Source organism: Succinimonas amylolytica DSM 2873, assembly GCF_000378405.1.
Taxonomy (GTDB): domain Bacteria; phylum Pseudomonadota; class Gammaproteobacteria; order Enterobacterales; family Succinivibrionaceae; genus Succinimonas; species Succinimonas amylolytica.
The window spans coordinates 1-19907 of sequence record NZ_KB899642.1 but is presented as its reverse complement, the minus strand read 5'-3'; the positions used below and the strand labels follow the sequence as shown (position 1 = coordinate 19907).

General features: G+C 49.7%; 11 protein-coding genes. 8 read left to right on the top strand and 3 right to left on the bottom strand.

Annotation, left to right across the window (positions count from 1 at the left end):
* Positions 1 to 132: 132 nt before the first annotated feature.
* Entirely contained in the window at positions 133 to 654 is a 522-nt protein-coding gene (locus F557_RS0117345; RefSeq protein ID WP_019003475.1) for a putative DNA binding domain-containing protein, read from the top strand.
* Between the two features lie 490 nt (positions 655 to 1144).
* On the opposite strand, the gene F557_RS0117340 is transcribed toward F557_RS0117345, so the two are convergent.
* The gene (locus F557_RS0117340) at positions 1145 to 3772 is read right to left on the bottom strand and encodes a UvrD-helicase domain-containing protein (protein WP_019003474.1); all 2628 of its coding nucleotides are present in this window, start codon (positions 3770 to 3772) and stop codon (positions 1145 to 1147) included.
* A 214-nt stretch (positions 3773 to 3986) separates the two neighbouring features.
* Between F557_RS0117340 and F557_RS0117330 the strand changes: the two genes are divergently transcribed.
* From F557_RS0117330 to pntB, 5 genes are all read left to right on the top strand, one after another.
* Entirely contained in the window at positions 3987 to 4667 is a 681-nt protein-coding gene (locus F557_RS0117330; protein ID WP_157617956.1) for a hypothetical protein, read from the top strand.
* Between the two features lie 20 nt (positions 4668 to 4687).
* Positions 4688 to 5167: a ribosomal protein S18-alanine N-acetyltransferase gene (gene rimI / locus F557_RS20675; protein WP_019003471.1), complete on the top strand. Its 480-nt coding sequence runs from the start codon at positions 4688 to 4690 to the stop codon at positions 5165 to 5167.
* A gap of 80 nt (positions 5168 to 5247) precedes the next feature.
* Positions 5248 to 6171, top strand: a complete 924-nt coding sequence (locus F557_RS0117320) for a peptidoglycan DD-metalloendopeptidase family protein (protein ID WP_019003470.1) — start codon at positions 5248 to 5250, stop codon at positions 6169 to 6171.
* Positions 6172 to 6395: 224 nt separating this feature from the next.
* The gene (locus tag F557_RS0117310) at positions 6396 to 7940 is read left to right on the top strand and encodes a Re/Si-specific NAD(P)(+) transhydrogenase subunit alpha (protein WP_019003468.1); all 1545 of its coding nucleotides are present in this window, start codon (positions 6396 to 6398) and stop codon (positions 7938 to 7940) included.
* 12 nt (positions 7941 to 7952) lie between these two features.
* Entirely contained in the window at positions 7953 to 9497 is a 1545-nt protein-coding gene (gene pntB / locus F557_RS0117305) for a Re/Si-specific NAD(P)(+) transhydrogenase subunit beta (protein WP_019003467.1), read from the top strand.
* A 589-nt stretch (positions 9498 to 10086) separates the two neighbouring features.
* Here the strand turns inward: pntB and F557_RS0117295 are convergent.
* On the bottom strand, positions 10087 to 11382 hold the full coding sequence (locus F557_RS0117295) for an IS110 family RNA-guided transposase (protein WP_281167360.1): 1296 nt from the start codon (positions 11380 to 11382) through the stop codon (positions 10087 to 10089).
* A 471-nt stretch (positions 11383 to 11853) separates the two neighbouring features.
* Between F557_RS0117295 and F557_RS20670 the strand changes: the two genes are divergently transcribed.
* Both F557_RS20670 and F557_RS0117285 read left to right on the top strand, forming a co-directional pair.
* Positions 11854 to 13086, top strand: a complete 1233-nt coding sequence (locus F557_RS20670) for an RNA-guided endonuclease InsQ/TnpB family protein (RefSeq protein WP_342664078.1) — start codon at positions 11854 to 11856, stop codon at positions 13084 to 13086.
* 233 nt (positions 13087 to 13319) lie between these two features.
* On the top strand, positions 13320 to 18878 hold the full coding sequence (locus F557_RS0117285; RefSeq protein ID WP_019003463.1) for a DUF2339 domain-containing protein: 5559 nt from the start codon (positions 13320 to 13322) through the stop codon (positions 18876 to 18878).
* A gap of 177 nt (positions 18879 to 19055) precedes the next feature.
* Here the strand turns inward: F557_RS0117285 and F557_RS20665 are convergent, their stop codons facing one another.
* Entirely contained in the window at positions 19056 to 19574 is a 519-nt protein-coding gene (locus F557_RS20665) for a glucose PTS transporter subunit IIA (RefSeq protein ID WP_245539429.1), read from the bottom strand.
* Positions 19575 to 19907 lie beyond the last annotated feature (333 nt).

Below are 19907 nucleotides of genomic sequence, written 5' to 3'. Positions count from 1 at the left end.
CCAGAAAATTACTGGCAATAAGGATTAAGGTTCAGATGTATCTTGCCACGAGTATGTTTCGAACCTTTTAGTCATACAAAGTCGTAGAGCTTAGGTTATAACAAGCAGTTGCCGCCTCTCAGGCTCAGCGATTTGAATGAAAGAACATTTTTTAATGAAAGAGACACGGAGAATCCCGAGCTCAGGGATATGTTTAAAGCATTGGGGATTATTGAATCCTTCGGTACCGGTATTGGCGAGGCGAAAAGATCCCTCATGGAAAACAAATCACCGGATCTTTATTACAAAGTATTTGATGCAAACGACAATGTAACATCGGTTGTAATTCCTGTAAATGAAGAGTATTTCAGGATTAAACATGGTTTGGAATCAGGTGAAAACCCGGCTGACGAGATTAATCAGTCAGATCAATTTCAGACAGCTGATTTTAATGCTGCAATACAGAATTCCGGGTATTCCAAAAATATCATAGCGAATATCATAAAGCTGCATGAAGCAATAGGGATTGATATTTTTGGAAATTCTGTGATTGCAGAGATCCTGGGATGTTCTGAAGTAACTGCATCATCATACATAAAGAAAATGCACGAAGATATGAAAGTTATAACGGCGGTGACAGGCAAAGGAAAGGGTAAATACCGGTTTTGCTGTTAAAGGAACGTCGGCAGAACGGCATGAATCAGCGCAGGCCGGATATATAAGAAGCCAGATTCTGTCAGTCATGCCACGGGAGGATCTGCAAGGTGCGGTCTGAACCTCGCCGATGCTGTAGTTGATTGGCAGGGAGGGGGATAGGTGTACTGCAGTTAAGGTGCTAGGATTCATTGTGGATAACCGGCGGGGAAATGAAGGCCGTTATCAGAGAGCGACTGAAAACTAATGCCCAGAGTTAGCGAAGCTGAAAACATTACCAGCAGGAGTAGCCGCTGTTGCTAGTTTGTCCATTTTTGTTCGGTGAAACTGTCCGCAGAAGTTGAAAATCTGGTATACCTGCCCCCTCATTATTACTTTCAGATAGCCGCTTTACCTGTGTGTTAAGGAGCGATAAATAATAATTAAGAAGAGGGATTTTCTAATTGAACATTTTTTGTACAGGCAATTCAGGCCTTTACGGCGGGCAAGGTCATGTCAGATCCGGTGTTTTCTATTCAGTACTGTCATCATCTTCATTATCGTAGTCCTCGGTGTAGGTACAGCGGGGATAGCGGCAGCAGGAATAGAAAAGACCGTATTTGGATTTCTTAAGGAAGGTGATGCCGTGCCGGCATCTTGGGCACCGCTCTTTCCCGCCGACCTTTTGCGGATCAATCTCGAAATGCAGGTATGACTGTCCGGTATCGCCGTTTATTTCCTCGGCGAATTCCGATTCTTCATCCCAGAGGGTAATCATGTAGGATCTGATGCGGGCTCTGGTGATTCCCACATAAAGCAGCCGTCTTTCCTCGGAAAACCGGAAGCTGTCGCTTTTTGGCATTACCAGATCCAGAATCCGGTCATCCTCCATGGAGCAGGGGAATCCCAGGGCTCCCGAGGTGGCTTTGACGATGATGACATAATCAGCCTCCAGACCTTTGGATTTATGCACCGTCATGAACTGCACGAAATGCCGGTATTCCGGGTGATACAGAATTTTCTTAACGTGCTTCCGATCATCATTGTAGCGCCCGAGGAGCATCACCGAGACCGGTTTTCCGGCCGCTTCCTTGATTATTCTCCGCAGCAGAATTTCCACGATTTCAGGAATTTCAGGTTCTGAGTCCGCTTTTACTGTAACCACGGACGGGGTGTTTGTCCGGAAGCGCCCCTGGACAGTTTTGGAGATCTGGCTTTTGTTTTTTGAGATGAAAGCCGAGGAAACGTCGCATATTTCCTGAGAGCATCTGAAGGTGGTCTCCAGCTTCAGAATGTCCGCTTTTCCGAAAAAGTCTGCAAAGTCCGCCATGACATGAATAACCGCGCCTGAAAACCGGTTAATGCTCTGCCAGTCGTCTCCTACCGCGAAGAGCCGGCTCTGGGGAGCCCTTACCAGAAGATTCAGAAGCCGGGCTCTGGAAAGACTGATGTCCTGAGCTTCGTCCACCATAACGAGATCGTAGGGATTGAATTCGGGATGCTGTTCCAGTGCCTGTACCGACAGATTGAGCATATCCTCAAAATCAATACCGCCGTCGAGAAGGCGGGTCCAGGCCCGGAAGGCCTGACCGTACAGCTTCAGAAAAAGTCCGGTTCTGATATTGTGCCATGCCGGAGACTTGCTGTCACAGTATTGTTTCCAGAGCTCCTCCGGAGACAGGAGCGAATTCTTGGCATGTGTGAGAAAGCTCCTTACAGTGCGGTAGAAGTTTTCAATGCGGAGGCTGTTCTCCTGCTCCCGGAACTTGTCGCTGATAACCTCCCGGAACCGAAAGCCTTTTTTATGCAGAAACCTTATCAGCGGGACGATGAAGCTTCCGGAGGTGATGCCGTCCCTGGAAAAGGTAATGACCTCCCGCATTTTTTTGCTTTTCCTGTTCTTTCTGGCTTTCTGAGAATCCTCCTCCGGATTGTCGTCCTCGGTGATGCGGAGCATAAAAGCCAGGTTTTCTCCTTTGCTGTCCCGGTATACCAGATACTCCGCGATGCTGCCGGAGGCGGGGTGCTCATTTTCCTCAAAGCAGATCTCCAGCCAGTCCAGAAATCCCGCAAGGATTTCTTCTGGCGAGCGCCAGACTGCTCCGGCCTTGCTGTTTCTGTTCATGGACTGGGAGAGAGAGCAGAAATAAAGTGCCGCAATCCGGAAAGCCTCCTTCCGCCGCATGAGTTCCCGGAGCATATTCAGGAATTCCTGGGTGCCGTCCCGGCCGTCCCGCAGCATGGAGGCCAGAAGGATTCCCGGGGAGGCCAGCTTTTTCGTGATTTTATAGCTCAGGGCGTGAAAGGTCTCGATCCGGACGTTTTCCCAGGGAAGACCCACGGCTGAAAAGCGGTTTCTGATCCTTTCCCGGAGCTCGTGGACTGCCTTTCTGTTAAAGGCGATAAGGACGATTCTTTCCGGCCTGAAGTATCCGAACAGCAGAGCGTAGGCCGCTTTTGCCACCATTACCGAGGTTTTACCGGAACCGGCCGAGGCTACCAGAAGCAGCCGGCTGTTGAGATTGACCACCGCCCGGGCCTGTTCGTCGGTAAGAGGGGATTTTTCAATACTCTGAAAAAACGGTGCGAACTTCCGCAGGATCCCCGCGGAGGCCATTGCGTTGTATCTGGAAACCATGAGTGCGGGAGAAGCTTTCCAGATTTCGAAGGCGTTTCGGACGTTTCCGGGAACCGCCTCCGCAAAGTAGTCCCGAGTTTCCTCCCGTTCCGCAATATCGAATTCCGGTTTTGAGGAGATAAAAAGTTCTGCGAAAGAGGTGTCAAGAAAATGATCGGTGATGTAGCCCGAGCTCCGGTATTCGTTTTTCAGAAGGTCTGTTAAAGTCTGCTGCCATTTCAGGAGTTCGGGAACAAAAAGGAGGATTTTTTCTTTGATCTCCTTAAGTTCGGAGATGCGGTTTTTGATGCTGTCGCGGGATTTTTCAGGAAAATCCGGGAATTTCAGAATTCTTCCGGAGTTCAGATACACCGAAAGCATAACGGCGTCGCCGGAGGGGGCAGGATCGAAGGCGACCTCGCGCAGGTTTTCCAGCTTTTCATTTTCCCTTGCCTCTCCGGTATCTGAAATCACCTCAAGTCCCAGAAGACTGAGATTAAGATTCCATCCCTTGCGGTAGAGGGTAATGTTTTCAGGGGGCATGACGAATCCGTTCAGAAATGAAAGCAGCGACTGATATAATGCGGGGGCTGGCCCGGACGGCTATTATACTATGCAATCTTCAGGGATTCAGTCAGAGGCCGCGTTTTTTGCAGTAATCGGGAGCGTCATGCAATACCGGAGCGGCAAATCTGCTATCATGACCTCCTGATTGCGGTTTTCCGGGCGGAGGATCCTGTTTGCGGGGAGAGGAGTAATGTCAGTAGCGGATTTTGCAGATCTTTCGGGGTTCAGAACCTTCCGGCTCACGAAACCGGAGCTCATGAAGGAGGCTTCCCCGGCCGGACTTTGCAGCGATTTTCTCAGAAACTGTCCGGTTTTCGTGTTTGTGCATTCCCGGGAAATTGCCAGAGAATATCTGTTTGGGATCTTCGGGTACCTGGACTTTGCCGGCTATCCGGTATTCTGGTACGGTCAGGAGCTTTCCCGGGAACAGCGAGCCCGCAGGGTAATTCTGGCAGATGCCTCATGGCATGGTCCGGAGTCTCCGGATATAATTCTGGCTCCCGGAGCGCAGGGAAAAATGCGGATGTGGCAGAAGATCGCTCCCTATGCCGACAGACTCAGGAATCTTAATCCTGAAGGAGCCGCAGCCCGCAGCGCCGGAATAATTCTTGACAGCCCCGGTTCCGATGCCAGAATACTCGCCAATCTGGCGGGTTTTCTTAACTATTACGGAATTGCCTACTCCTGGAAGCCGGAGAAGGCTGACAAAGATGGTGTTTTTGTAGGACGGAGTGCCCGTGAGGGGCTGGATTTTGTTCAGGTTTCCGGTGCCACTGACGAGGAAAAGAAGAAGACGGTATATCAGGGACTTCTCGGCAAGGGGTATCTGGTCAGAAATCAGGATGGGACCTTTTCCGGCAGAAAGCAGTAGGCCCGGCGGCGGAGGATGCGATGCACACGGTAAGAGAATTTGACTTTGAGAAGGATCAGGAACGATTTTTTAACAGAATTGTCTGGATTGAAAATTCCTGCTACCGTTTCCCGTGGGCCAGACAGGTGATTCAGGAAAACTTGGAGCCTTCCCCGGTCAGAAAATGCTTTCTGCTGCTGGAAGATGACAGTCTTTCAGGGATCAGCTTTTATGATACGGTGCTTGACGAGGCCTCTCTTAACAAGCTGAGCATTATTCCCGAGCGGCAGGGACACGGACTCGGGGGAATTCTGCTGCGGGAGGGAATGCGGATTCTCAGGGAGAAATACGGCGTAGCGCGTTTTTTCCTGGATGTCCGGGAGAGCAATGTACCGGCACGGCGGCTTTATGTCTCCCAGGGGTTTACGGAATGCGGCATCCGTAAAAACTATTATCATGCGCCGCAGGGATATGAGAATGCGATCCTGATGGAAAGGATTTTTCCGGATGAGCATGACTGATAATGCAGGCGGCAGCGTGATGCCGGAAAAGCGGTTTTCAGAGTTCGGCCGGGTGTAACTGAGAGAGGGATATTGGAGATATGAAGGACATGAAAAGGGCGGTAGTAATTGCAGTGCTGATGCTGCTGGGACTTGCTGCTTCAGGGATCTCCTCCGGAAAAATTCTGCGCTTCGTGGATGAAAACGGGGTAACCCACTATACAGACGACGAAGCCCAGGCCCAGGGATACGAATATGACGAGTTTGACGACCTGGGACAGCCGGATCCCGACAATGTGGTTTTCCGGCTGGATACCGAAACCGGCAGACTTTACGTTATGAACAAGTTCAGCAGCATGATTACCTGCAAGGTTCATGTTACCAACAGGGAGGCCATTGATTCCGACGTGCTTTTTGATACCCCGCTGGAAATCCCCGGAAACACCGAGTACTACCTGGGATATCTGGAGGTTCTCAGCGAGGATGAGGTTTCCATTACCAGTTCATTTGACATCGGGAGTCTCTACCGGGGGGATGAGAATGTGTACTATTCCACCAGGGATCGGGATCTGATCGTGCCCTTTGTGGGGAAGTTCCGGGTGACTCAGGGCTGGGAGGGCGGATTTACGCATAAGGGCCCCAAGAGCCGGTATGCCATTGATGTGTCCATGCCCATTGGTACCAAGATTCTGGCCACCAAGTCCGGAAAGGTGCTGGATATGAGAATGAATTCCGAAAGGGGCGGTCCGGATCCCAGCTTCAGACCCTATGCCAACTATATCCGCATCGGTCATGATGACGGCACCATGTCTATCTATGTGCATCTCAAGGGGAATTCCCAGCTGGTGAAGCCCGGCGATACCGTGAAGCAGGGACAGGTGATTGCGCTCTCCGGCAATACCGGGTATACCACGGGACCGCATCTTCATTTTGCCATTCAGACCAATACCGGGGACGGCATCAAGTCCATTAAATTCAAGCTGAACGGCAAGGAACCCTTCAGCAGGACTTTGCTGTCCAACTGATCTGAAATACCACTGTCCGGATTTGCTGCGGGCAGATGCTTTTTGTTCCGGGTTTTTACTGTGACGGCGTTTCCGGGGACGGAGGCGCCGTTTTCGTCTGTTCAGGTTCGCTACGAAAATTTTCGGAAAATTGCAGAAATGTGATCTGGCTGTTAAATCTGGTCATATTTGGTGTATAATCCGCCATTCAGAAAACTTTTTAGTTAACTCACAGGAATATTTAAATGCAGATAGGTATACCTAAGGAAAGTACCGCTGGCGAGACTCGTGTAGCGGCCACTCCGGATACCGTTGCCAAGCTTTTGAAGCTGGGATTTACGGTTCTGGTTGAAAAAGGTGCCGGTGTTTACGGTGATTTCAGTGACGAGGCTTATAGGGAAGCTGGTGCTGAAATTGGCGAAGCTGCAGATGTTTGGGCTTCTCCGATCGTATTCAAGGTTCAGGCTCCTGACAGCGATGAGGCTGAGCTTTTAACTGAAGGCTCCACCCTTGTTTCCTTCTTCTGGCCGAACCAGAACAAGGATCTCATGGAAAAGCTGAATTCCCGCAAGGTGAATGTGCTGGCCATGGATATGGTGCCTCGTATTTCCAGAGCTCAGGCTCTCGATGCCCGTTCCTCCACCGCCAATATCAGCGGTTATCGTGCCGTAATTGAGGCTGCCCATGAATTCGGCCGCTTCTTCTGCGGTCAGGTTACTGCAGCAGGCAAGGTTCCTCCCGCCAAGGTGCTGGTAATCGGTGCCGGTGTTGCCGGTCTTGCCGCTATCGGCGCTGCCCACTCCCTGGGTGCTATTGTCCGGGCCTTCGATACCCGTCTTGAGGTTGCCGATCAGATTCATTCCATGGGCGGCGAATTCCTCAAGCTCAACTTCAAGCAGGAGGACGGCGGTTCTTCTGACGGCTATGCCAAGGTAATGAGCGACGAGTTCATCAAGGCTGAAATGGAGCTCTTTGCCCAGCAGGCCAAGGAAGTGGACATTATCATTACCACTGCTGCCATTCCGGGCCGTCCGGCTCCGCGTCTGGTATCCAGCGAAATGGTTGCCAGCATGAAGGCCGGCTCCGTAATTGTCGACCTGGCTGCAGCCACCGGCGGCAACTGCGAATGCACCAGACCTGGTGAAGTATTTGTTACCGAGAACGGCGTCAAGATTATCGGCTATACCGATCTGGCCTGCCGTCTCCCGGCTCAGTCTTCACAGCTTTATTCCACCAACCTGGTAAACCTCACCAAGCTCCTCTGCAAGAACAAGGACGGCAATATCAATATTGATTTTGAGGATCAGGTTATCCGCGGCATGACCGTAACCAAGGAAGGCGATATCACCTTCCCGCCTCCTCCGATTTCTGTAAGTGCGGCTCCGCAGCAGAAGCCGGCCGAAATGCCCAAGAAGGAAGAGAAGAAGGCCAACCCGCTGGTGCGCCTGGCAGTGGTTACCCTGCTGATTGCCGCCGCATTCCTGGTAGGCATTTTTGCTCCGGAATCCTTCCTGCCGCATCTGACCGTATTTGTTCTTTCCTGCGTTGTAGGCTATTACGTGGTATGGAATGTTTCCCATTCCCTGCATACCCCGCTGATGTCGGTAACCAATGCCATTTCCGGCATTATTATTGTGGGAGCCCTGGTGCAGCTGGTGCTCAAGGCCAATGCCGCTCCTAACGTGATCATCTACGCTCTCTGCTTTATCGCCATTCTGATTGCTTCAATCAACATTTTTGGCGGCTTTGCAGTTACCAAGCGCATGCTCAAGATGTTCAGAAAGGATTAAGGAGACTGACAAATGAATGGTTTTATACATATTGCTTATCTTATCTCCGCAATTCTGTTTATTCTGAGTCTGGCAGGACTTTCCAAGCAGGAAACAGCAAAGCAGGGATGCAATTCCGGTATTCTGGGTATGTTTATTGCCCTGGTTGCTACCTTTGTCAGTGTGTTCACCGGCACTGAAGGCGGCCTCGGCATTATCATTCCTCTGGTTCTTGTTGGCATGTTTGCCGGCGGTGTTTACGGTCTTCATCTGGCCAAAAAGGTCGAGATGACCCAGATGCCCGAGCTGGTAGCCATGCTGCACAGCTTTGTAGGTCTGGCTGCTGTTCTGGTAGGCTTTAACAGCTTCGTGGAGAGCATTCCCGCCGCTGCTCCTGCCAGTGCTATGGCCAGCATTGATCTTCTGGGCGCTGATCCTGCCGTTATTGGTACTCAGGCTCAGGCTCTGGCCGCTGCCGCTCAGGCCCAGGTTCAGTCCGTTGCCGAGCCGGCCCGTTCCGCAGCCGAGCAGGCCGTACACCTGGTTGAAATCTTCCTTGGCGTGTTTATCGGTGCAGTTACCTTCACCGGTTCCGTAGTAGCTTACGGCAAGCTTAACGGCTCCTTCAAGCTGGCCATTTTCAAGTCCAAGCCTCTGGTGCTTCCGGCTCACAACCTGCTCAATCTCGGCGCTCTTCTGATTTCTCTGGCGCTGATGGTGGTGTTTATGGTTACTGCCGCTTCCGGCGTACAGCTGGCCTGCCTCATTGTCATGACCGTGATTGCTCTTCTGTTTGGTATTCATCTGGTGGCTGCCATCGGCGGCGCTGACATGCCGGTGGTAATCTCCATGCTGAATTCCTATTCAGGATGGGCTGCCGCTGCATCAGGCTTTATGCTGGACAATGACCTCCTGATCGTTACCGGTTCCCTGGTAGGTTCTTCAGGTGCCATTCTCTCCTACATCATGTGCAAGGCTATGAACCGTTCCTTCCTCTCTGTTATTCTCGGTGGTTTTGGCAACAAGCCGCAGGCTGCTGACGAACAGGAGCAGGGCGAGATTCGCGAGCTCAGCTGTACCGATGTAGCCGACATGCTTAAGAATGCCAGCTCCGTTGTTATCACCCCGGGCTACGGCATGGCCGTTGCTCAGGCTCAGTATCCGGTAGCCGAGCTTACCGCCAAGCTGAGAGAGCGCGGTGTTAACGTACGCTTTGGCATTCACCCGGTTGCCGGCCGTCTCCCTGGCCACATGAACGTGCTCCTGGCTGAAGCCAAGGTTCCTTATGACATCGTTCTGGAAATGGATGAAATCAATGATGATCTGGCGGATACCGATGTAGTTCTGGTTATCGGTGCTAACGATACCGTTAACCCGGCAGCCATGGAAAATCCTAACAGCCCGATTGCCGGCATGCCGGTGCTCCGCGTGTGGGAAGCCAAGAACGTAATTGTGTTCAAGCGTTCCATGAACCCGGGCTACTCCGGTGTTCAGAATCCGCTGTTCTTCAAGGAGAACTCCTACATGTGCTTTGGCGATGCCAAGGCTTCTGTGGATGAGATTGTTAAGAACATCTAAAGGAAGCAGCTTTCAAAGCTGAAATCTGAAAGAGGGATCGGAAACGGTCCCTTTTTTTCATCGGAATTTCTCATGAACTCTTGATTCAGGGGAGGGCGGATGAAATAGCCGGTATTGATTTCCAATCCCACCTCAGGAACGGGCTCCGGGAGCTTTTCGGAAGGCGGAATTCAGGAGTTTATATTAGCTGTGATCCAGTTGCGGTACGGCTTACCGAAACTTCGCAGGTTGGTCCACTATTTGGATGGGAAAACCGTCCGCAATATCCGAGAATATCAGGTATCCTCCTCATCGTTGCTTCCAGAAAGCCGCTTTCCCGGTGTTAAAGAGCAAAAGGCATAATTAGGAAAAGGGATAAACTCTTGGCTCTATTGCAGATGATAGTTGATCCGGCAAAACCCTGATTTTGACCGATGTAAATATCTCTAAAAAAGGTTTCAAAAAATGATTTTAAGCACTTGTTATTATGAAAGAAAGCTCCCCGGCGGACAAACGAAAGCGACGGCCCTTAAGCCGCATTCGGAACGCTGCATGCCCTGGAATGGAGTGGCGACCCAGATCTCTTCGGTAAGATCCGTTCCGGCCCCCGTTAAGTTGGCTGGGTCATGCTGACGCTGGCACAGATCACTTTGCCCTGATTGCTGGTTTCGCTCTGCACACACAGACCTTCAGTAATTTTGGCTCTGGAGATGGCGCGTTTGACCTGATCCATCCGGAATTTTGCCAACGACTGATCGTTCGGGCTGTCTTCGTATTTGACCTTCCGCGTTATTATCACGTAAATAATTCTGACAATCTTGTGCGCTACAGCTACCTTGGCCTTATTGTAACCCTTGCGTTCACGAAGACGCTGGAACAGATTTCCCAGGCCGGATTTATTCTTCTTCTGGTTTGCGCATCCCTGAGCGATGGCCAGGATTGTCCTGCGAAAGTATCTGTTTCCGTGGGTAATCCGTGATGAATAGCTCACGCCTGCTGATATATTATTACCCGGAGCAAGGCCGGTCCAGCTGGCAAACTTCTTGATAGAAGAAAAACTGGAGAGATCGTCACCAACCACGCAGATTATGCCAATCACAGACATATCCTCGGTACCGGGGATTGTCAAAAGGAGATCGTACAGTTCCTTGTATGACTTGAGAACCATGACTTTAATCGTATCAAAAACCGTCTTCATGTGATCTTCGTAAATCTTAAGCTGGTTCGAGCGCAGGTTCAGTGCCATACGAATAGCCGGAGTAATGTTGGATTCAATGGCTTCGCATATTTCATCCAAACCCGCAGAAAGCTTTCTGCCGCGGCGTTTGTGCATGTCATCAAGAATCTTCCTGATGTGTTTCCTCAGGGCCTCTCCTGTATCTCCGGAGAGTATTGCTTCCAAAATCCTCTGGGCAGTTACACCCCGGCTGTCAGAAACAATATTTGCAAACTGGCATCCGTAGTCGGCAAGAGAATTAAGCAGGCTTCTGCGGTTATTTTCATACTGATGCTTTATCTGCTGAAATGAGGCCCATAATGAACGCAGTTCCCTGATGTCCTTTTTGGGAATAAAGGAATTAGTGAAACTTCCCATTCGGGCGTGTTTTGAAAGATTTCTGGCATCGCTCCTGTCAGTTTTGCGTCCTTTCAGTGGTTTCAGAATCCTCGGGTTTATAACAACTATACGATCCCTCGGAAAACCGCTCTTCTCAAGTTCTGTGTAGAGTGTCTTCCAATAGATTCCCGTTGATTCCATGATGATAATTTCAGGATTTTTGCTATTGCACCAGATCACTAAATTCCGGATTGCTTTTAAAGAAGTGCCGGATTCCTTGAATTCTTCGGTGAATGAACTGCAACCGAATTCTCCTTTTTGGAAACAGGCTACCATCAATCTGGAATGCACATCAATGCCAATGGCCGAAGAATATGTGGCATTGAATGCGGCAATTTGAGATGATCCGGTACAGACTTGCGGTGGGCGAGCCTGCGAAAATGAGTTTATACTGAAAAGTATCGGAACAATTTCTGAAAGAAACTGTATCCGCAGCATTTTATTTTACAGAGTGTCGTACCTCTAAGTATGTATGCGTCTACTCATTAACCCCAGTTTTGTATCAGCATTTTATAAATGCCAAAAAAAGAACAGGGTTTACAGGCAAGTCCACCTCCGTCTTTGATCGTATCACTTTTCAAATTTCGTTACCGTGGATGGCCTCCAAGTTTCTCCTTTCACCACCAGGCCTCATCTCAAATGCATGGGCAGGCTCTAAGGCCTTATAGGTTTCAAGAGCGAAAATTTATGTACCGGACCATGAACTTACAACGGTCTAGTACTTTCTTTCATGGGGTATGTCAGGGATAAAACGGCCATACCCTGGGTGATTTCTACATAGATAACACATGGTGGTTCAAGGAACAATTTGAACTGTCAAGGTGCTTATTTAATCAGGCCAGATACTTCTTTAGAGATTACTACGACAAAAACAAGTCTATTGTGAATCAAACTGACCTTGAAAAGGTATTAAGAACTCAGGATACAAAGCTGAATTACTACAGAAAACTCTGCAAGGCTAAACTTGCTCAAATGATCGTAATCAGCTTATATAAGAATTACTCCGGTTTCTTTAATGCTATAAAGGAGTTTAAAGTTCATCCGGAGAAGTTCAACGGAGAACCTAAAGCACCTAAATACAAGGAAAATCCGAATGTTCTGTATTTTGATTATCAGTCAGCTAAAATTAAAGGACGGTTTATAATATTAAATAAAGACATAAAAATCCATATTCCCCATAATATCTTTGAAAAATACAAGGATGATTTAAAGAATTTTAAAACAATTAACTTTATTCCAAAATTTAATAAAATCAAAGTCTGCATTTCTTACGAAACAGAGGAATTGAACTCTGATTTAGATCGGAATCAGTATTTAGGCATTGATCTAGGTCTGAACAACCTTTGCAGTTGCGTTTCGGAATTTGACTGTTTTATTATAAACGGAAAGCCCGTAAAATCAATAAATCAGTATTACAATAAAGAAGTTTCAAAATTAAAATCGGAAAGGCCTTTAATTGGAGACAAGCAAGACTTTAATTACAACAAATTCAATATTTTTAAGTTAGGGTTTAAACGAAACTTAAAAATTGAAGACTATTTGCACAACGCATCCAGAAACATTGTGAACTTTTGTGTGGAACACAAAATCGGTACAGTGGTTATTGGAAGAAACAAGCAATGGAAAGACTCCATTGCATTAGGTAAACAAACCAACCAGAACTTTGTATCAGTTCCGTTCTTTAAGTTTATAAATATGCTTAGATACAAGTGCAAAATGGCAGGGATAAATCTTGCGGAGCAAGAGGAATCCTATACGTCCAAGTGCGATTCACTGGCATTTGAATCAGTTGAAAAGCACGAGGAATATAAAGGCAAAAGGATTTTCAGGGGCTTATTTAAGTCATCCACAGGCAAAGTTTTAAATGCCGATATGAACGGCGCTTTAAATATAGTCCGGAAATACTTAGCCAAGTTAAAAGTAGCTGATGAGTCCTTTGTAAAAGGGATAATCGGTAGAGGTCTATTCGCTAGACCGCATATAATAACTTTCTAGCTGTTTTATGGAGAGTTATTCCCTATGAAATGTTTCAGTTCAACTATAGAATGGAACAGAGCGAAAGTGAAAAGCATATTTCTGATCCTCATACTGCAGGCTGAGCCAATTTTCCACACAGATTTTCTGTGAGGCTCTGTGACTTCACGGCTACGGCGTGATGTTCAGGTTTTTATAATGTAAAATGATCCCAAATACTGCCGTTTGGTATTAAAAACACTGGATCATAAACAATGACACGAGATAATGATGCTCCCGAGATTATCATTACTCCGGACGAAGAAGGCCGGATAAAAACCTCGGTAGTCGGCTTTATCAGGGGGGAGTTTTCTGAAACGGAACTCCTGGATTTTCTTGCCAGGTTCAAGCAGGAAAAAATTGCTGCCGCCGCTAAGAAGGCACAGGCAAATGCGGTGCCGGAAAGCCCCGCTCCTGAAACCGCGGTAACGGAGAATTATTCGGAATCAGAAGTAGCCGGGGCTTCTGAAAACTCTGTTCTGGATTCCGTGTCTGAAAGTGGGACGGCAGTTTCTGATAATACGGTGAATTCCGCTCCTGGTCTCAGGGATGGCATGGAAACGACCGCTGTTTCCGCAGCTTCAGCTACCGTTCAAAAGCCGTTTTCCTCTTCAGAGAATTTTGTCTCTCCAGACAGTGCTGCGGCAGATTCTGTCTGGGATCCCAGCTCCTCTGCGGGATCCTCAGGAGCAGCGCCTTCCCGTAACACCTGGTCCGCTTCCGAGCTTATCACCGGAAAGCTTCTGACCGGTGTGGGGGCGGCGCTTTTTCTTGCCATTGGCTTTGTACTGGTGGCCCGTAACGTGCATTTCAGCATGGGACCGGGATTCAAATTTGTTGTCATGCTGGTGTTTTCGCTGGCGGCTATTGTCTGGGGGCTTCTTTCCGGAAAGCACTCCTCGTCCAGTGACTGGGATTTTTCCGTTGCGGATGTCTTCCGGGTGACAGTATCGGGTATTGGCTTTACTCTCCTTTACGTTGTAATTTCTCTCGGGTGCTTCTACTTTGATCTGCTCCCTCCCTGGCTATGGCGGCCGTTTTTACTGTGCTGGTGCCTGGCAATGCTGGGGGCGGCGGTGTACCGGCATCATATATTCACCCTTCTGGCCCAGATCGGTATTCTGGTAAGCTTTCCTATTGCTCTGGACTGTCTGGACGGTTCGCTGGAGGGGCAGGTGCTTCTGGCTCTGCTGGCGCAGGTTCCTTTTCACATTTACGGTGTTTCCCGCAGGCAGCCAGTGGTCTGCTACAACTCGGTTATTTCATTTTTTATTCTGATGTGCACTCTGGCATCAGGGGAGCTTAATCCTGATTACGGAGAGGGAATATTATTTTCATCAGCGCACCTTATGAACCTGACTGCGGCGGTATCCGGGGTGATTATCGGATTCCTGGCCATAGCGGGAACCACGAGACGCCCCGGTGATTCTGAAAACACCGGCTTTATCAGGGCCTGCTCCTTTGTTAATATTCTGGCCTTTGCCGGCATTACCGTTCTCTGCACGCTCATTATCCATTTTCTTTTTTATACAAGGCCGGTTATGGAAGCGGCATTTATGCTGGCTGTCTATGCCGGGGACTGCTATTTCATAAAAAGAATCCGTCCATTGGAAAGAGAATCGCGTATTGTGCGGAGCTTCCTTTCTGTCATGCTGAACCTGTGGATCGTGATCTGTCTTGTTGCTGTTCCGGAGGTCTGGATCCTGTCCTTTGTTCTCGCGGTGCTTCACTTTGTTTACGGAATGGTTGCCCGGAGCCGTGCGGAAATTGTTCCGACAGCGTTTTTCCTTACGGTATTCGCGGTTCTGTATGTCTCTCATGACGGGCTTCTATTCCCCGAGAGTCCGACGCCCGTCACCTGGAAGGTGGCCCTGGCGCTGTTTCTGTCCGGGGTTTTTCTGTATGCTCTTATTGTCAGAAACCGGGCGGAATGCCGGCTTAAGGTTCATAATAACAGTCTTGCCGGAACCGGCCCTGAACATTATTGCACTGCCACCTTCAGGGACTTTTTCTTTGAGGATCCGGATTCCGGTGAAAAGTATCTGAGTACGCCGGCCGGACTGGCTTTCTCGAAAAACTGCTTCACCGATCAGCGTGCTGTCAGGCTGGTTACCGCACAGCCGCAAGAAGAAGCAGGGACAGCCTCCTTTGTGAAAGCCGTTAAGGAGAGCCTGCCGGGGCAGGGCACAGCAGCTCTTTTGGGAAATTCTCTCCCGAAAGCTGCAGTTTTTACAGTACTCCTTATCATGCTTGTCGGCTTTGTTATCGGTAATGGCAGCCTTCTTATGCTCCATGCCCGGGCCAGTGATTTTTTCCGGGATTATTTCATTCCCGGACTGATGTTTGTTTTTGCCGGTCTCTTTTTTTACAGTATTATGATGCTGTTCCGGAGCCGGCCTCAGGCTGCTTCCACTACCGGGAAAGCGGACGGGGTGTTCCGGACCTGCGGACTTTGGGGGCAGAGCCTTAACCGGCGCACGGCAGATCTCCTGACATGTCTTCTTTCGCTTCTGGTTCTGGCATGCGGGGCTTTACGGATTACCTCCGGGGAAGCAGCCTTTTCAGTTTCGGCGGTTCTTCTGAACACGGGATTCCTGGCTGCGGGCGCAGTCGTACTGTTTATGACCTTTTCCGGAGCCGTTTCGCGATTTGGACGCGGTATTTCCTCCGGTTCCCTGGTGATTCCGGGAAGCCTGTACGTACTGGCAGTTGCCCTGGGTTTTTCGGCGGGGTATTTTTTTCATCCGGCGGCTTCCTGGCCGTTCTTCACAGCTCTGTTATTTGCCGCTGTTTATGATGCAGTGCTGCCCCGGCTGCTGCGAGGTCTTCCGGAAGCAGGCAGCAAAGTGAAGGAATTTTTCCCGGGGGCTATTGCCAGGGATGAACTCCGCGGTTTTGGCCGGGGAATTCACGGTTTCAGTATTGTTCTTGCGGTTCTCTTCTACTTTAACTGTGCAGACTATGCCGCCCTTTCCAGCGAACTTGGCGGATCCGGGTGGGGGGCCGGGCTCATTTTCGGATGCTACACGCTCCTTCTGGGATATTTCTGTTTCGGAGACTTTTTCCGGAAAAGCCTGAGATGCCCGGATACCATATCTGGGGCAGCTGTTGCGCTGACTGTATTTGTTACGCTGGTTTCCTACGGACTTCTCCGCCGGGGGGTAATCCCGACTCTGTTACTGTATCCTCTGGCAATGTCCTTCTATGTTTTATGGCAGCGGACCGGAGCCAGATTTCTCAGAGATCTGTCCCTGATTCTGATCTCGGCGGCTGTATTTCTGATGTACCTCTGCTACTACCATGATCTCGCTCCGGCGGCACAGAAGTTTTTCAACACTCTGCATTTTGTGGTGCTGGGGCAGGGCATCCAGAGTCTTGTTTCCGGCAGGAACCGCAGTCTTCGGCTTTTGCTCCTCCTGGGAACAGTGGCACTTCCCGCGCTGATCTGCCGGGTTCTGGATGTGAAAACCTGGGAGCTTTTCCCGATGTACTGGTGGCTGGTTCTGGCTGCCATGGTGCTGTTTGCAGTGCTTAGAAGGGATACTTTGTATATTGTTTCCGGCATTGCGCTGGTTTATCTCTACAGCTACCGGGAGCTTTCGCCAGTGCTGCGTGAGGTGTTCAATACCGGTTCCCTCATTTTCCTGACCCTAAGAATTCTTTTTGCCGCAAGAGTTTCGGTTGTTACGCAGGCCTTATACACTCTGGGTTTTCTGACTGCAGCCAGCCTGGTGGCGGTTTCCTGCCGTCATTCGGACAGTGCGGCATTTCCGTTGTTCTGGGAACTTGTGCTGGGACTTTATGCCGTGCTGACCTGCTGGAACATGAAGTGGAATCGGGTATTTTATGGTCTGAGACCCGCCTGGGAGGATTCCTGGGGTGTTACTGAGGGATCCGTAAACCTGCGCCGGGGCATTTATTTCCTGGCTGGCATTGTTCTGGTGTACTTCCATTACTACCATCTTATGCCGCACACCGGCCGGGAAATTTTCAACACCTTCAGCATTATTTCCGGTAATCTGCTTCTGGTTTTATGGTTCCGCAAGGATCCTCCGGTTTTGCGTCTGTCCGCGTTCGGGCTTCTGGTGGCGGCATTCCTGCTTTCGGTAATTCTCCGGGATTGGCATCTGTCCGGAACGCTGGAGGCTCTGGCAAAGGGACAGCTGCACTGGCCGTCCGGTGTCTCTTTATATCCGGTGCTGTGGGGGGCTGTTCTGGTGGGCTATGCTGTGATGGCCGTAGTGTTCCGCAGATCTCTTTATGTCCTGACGGGTATTCTCCTGGTGTATCTGGTCTACTACGGAGAGTTTTCAGAAAACTGGAAGATCCTGTATAACACCGGAGTTTATGCTGCGATCTGTCTTATTGCTTCCTGGTATGGTGAGAAGGATTCCGTGGACCATGATAAGGCTCCCTTTGGCCTCCCCGGATCCTTCCTGCCGGTTAGCGGTGCCACTTTGGTGTTTGCCTGCTACCATCTGACGTTTGCAAAGCCCTGGCTGTTTATTCTGCCACTCCTGTTTACTACGATATTCGGAGCGGCCCGGCGGGACTATGTCGTGTTTGCGGGAGCGATGCTGCTTGCATCCTTTATGACGCTGGCGGCTCTGTGGGATATTCCGGGAGGCGGTTTTGCTGTAGCTGCCGTTATGATGACTGTGGTTATGAGCGTAGTCCTGTTTGCTGGGGCCCGCCCCTTAAGCAGGACCGCAGTTCCGGAGCTTCTGGTGCCTGCAATGATGTCCGCGGTTTTGGGTTTTGTTCTGGCGGTGGCGGTTCTGACGCTGTTTTACCGGCATCCGGTTTCTGTGGCTGTTTCCGGAAATGCGGACCTCCTGTGGGAACGGGCGCCATATTTTGCGGTTCTGGCTCTCTATTCCGGGACATTGCTGTTTATTCGGAAATTCCCAGGGGTTTCAGACAGTTCTGGCTCCGGTGTTTTCCGGAATGAGGAATTGAAACGCGGTCTCGGCACGGCGGGAATTTTTGCGACACCAGGGTTTAGCAGGACCCTTATTATTATGACGCTGGCAGTCTCCTGCGGCGGTATCCTGGGAACGTTTGGCTCATTCAGTGACAGTCTTGCCGGGGAGTTCTGGGTTCTTCTGATGCTGACGGGCTGCGGTGCCGCTCTTCTGGCACTGATTGTCATGAAAATCGAGTCCGGTACCGATGAGGATGCGGCTTCCTTTGATGACTGTCAGAGACACCAGGGGCTTATGAGGATGACAGCAGAAAGCTCCGCGTACTGTCTCCGCAAGATTTTCTACATCGTAAACTTCGGTTTTGTCTGCTACGCGACCTGGTTCGTCCTGGATATCCTGGCCTCCCGGTATCAGGTGATGGGACTGGAGATCATGCTCCTCGCCGTATGCGGTGTTTCTCTCATTTACTTCCTGACAGCGCCCCTGATGTTCCGGAGCAGGCATTTCAGAAAGTTCAAGATCTATTACTGCATGGCGAAGCTGTTTCTCCTAGTGTATGTAATTGCGGCGCTTTTCAGGATGGAGGAGGGTGTTACCCTGACGGTTTCCTGGCTGTTTGTGGCCACACTGCTCCTGTTTTTCGGATTCTTCTTCAATATCGGAGAGATCCGGAAAACCGGGCTTGTGGTCTGTATGCTGTGCGTTGTGAAGCTCCTTCTCTGGGATCTTTCCTATCACGGGGATATTGCGAAGGCGTTATCCTATCTTCTGGCCGGAGTTATTCTTCTCGGGGCAAGCTTTGTTTACAACTATTTCAGCAGAAGGATATCCCGGGAGGCAGGGGAATAGGGAGGAGCATCATTGCGGTACTGGCTACTGATCAGACACGATAAAAAGATAGTACCTAGACAGTTGCTGGAAATAAGCGAACGACGGCGGCATTTTCAAAAGCCTGATTTTTAATAAGGCACGGAATTCCGGGAGTGGGAAAACTTCCGTGCCGGCGATTGAAATTTGATGATTCTGCTACCGTCCCAGCGTCTGCTGAGCCTTTTTGGTGGCTTCCTTGTCGATGTCAATCTTGATTATCGGGGTAACACCGGCCTCGCAGTTGCCGGACAGCTTTTCAATAGTCTTGATTACTGCGTTGTTCTGCGAGGAAATGACTATCGGGGTGAGCAGGGATTTTGTTTTCTGAATGCCCTTGAGGTCGAACCGGATAATCGGATCTCCCGGTGCCAGCAGATCTCCTTCGGCTACTGATGAAGTGAAACCCTCACCTGCCAGATCCACAGTATCGATTCCCACATGTATGAAAAGCTCCAGACCAAACGATTCTGTCCGGAGAACGACCGCATGCCTGGTGTTGAATATTTCCCGCACGGTGCATTTGCAGGGAGCTACGATAGTTCCAGTAGAGGGCTGAATGGCTACGCCGTCACCGATGATTTTTTCCGAAAAAACCACATCGGGAACGTCCTCGATAGGGAGTATCACCCCGCTGACCGGAGCCAGAATTGTCAAATCGGCTACTGTGTTAGTCAAACAAGCTTTGTCCAAAAACCATTCCAAATTTAATTAACATATGTCACATTTTCAGTAATAACTTTTGTCTAAATCTTGCCTTTTCCCTTAAGATTAAATAAGATTTGTCAATGTAGAGACAAATAACATTTGTCTTAACAGGAGTAGGCATGAACACCAAGAAAAGCTTTCTTATCAAAGACTGGGTGAAAATTACGCTCCTACGTGACCATCTCCGCTGAAATTTTGTGACACCTCTTTCCATACAATCTTGACAGTCTGTTCTTTAAATTCCTGATCCCCCCTTATCACCACAGGCGGAGGTCCTCAGGATCCAGTAAATCAGAAGCATGT

Bases quoted from the DNA above. Each gene is read 5' to 3' on its own strand.
- pntB (WP_019003467.1), top strand. From the start codon at position 7,953: ATGAATGGTTTTATACATATTGCTTATCTTATCTCCGCAATTCTGTTT.
- F557_RS0117330 (WP_157617956.1), top strand. From the start codon at position 3,987: ATGTCAGTAGCGGATTTTGCAGATCTTTCGGGGTTCAGAACCTTCCGG.
- F557_RS0117320 (WP_019003470.1), top strand. From the start codon at position 5,248: ATGAAGGACATGAAAAGGGCGGTAGTAATTGCAGTGCTGATGCTGCTG.
- rimI (WP_019003471.1), top strand. From the start codon at position 4,688: ATGCACACGGTAAGAGAATTTGACTTTGAGAAGGATCAGGAACGATTT.
- F557_RS0117340 (WP_019003474.1), bottom strand. From the start codon at position 3,772: ATGCCCCCTGAAAACATTACCCTCTACCGCAAGGGATGGAATCTTAAT.
- F557_RS0117285 (WP_019003463.1), top strand. From the start codon at position 13,320: ATGACACGAGATAATGATGCTCCCGAGATTATCATTACTCCGGACGAA.
- F557_RS0117310 (WP_019003468.1), top strand. From the start codon at position 6,396: ATGCAGATAGGTATACCTAAGGAAAGTACCGCTGGCGAGACTCGTGTA.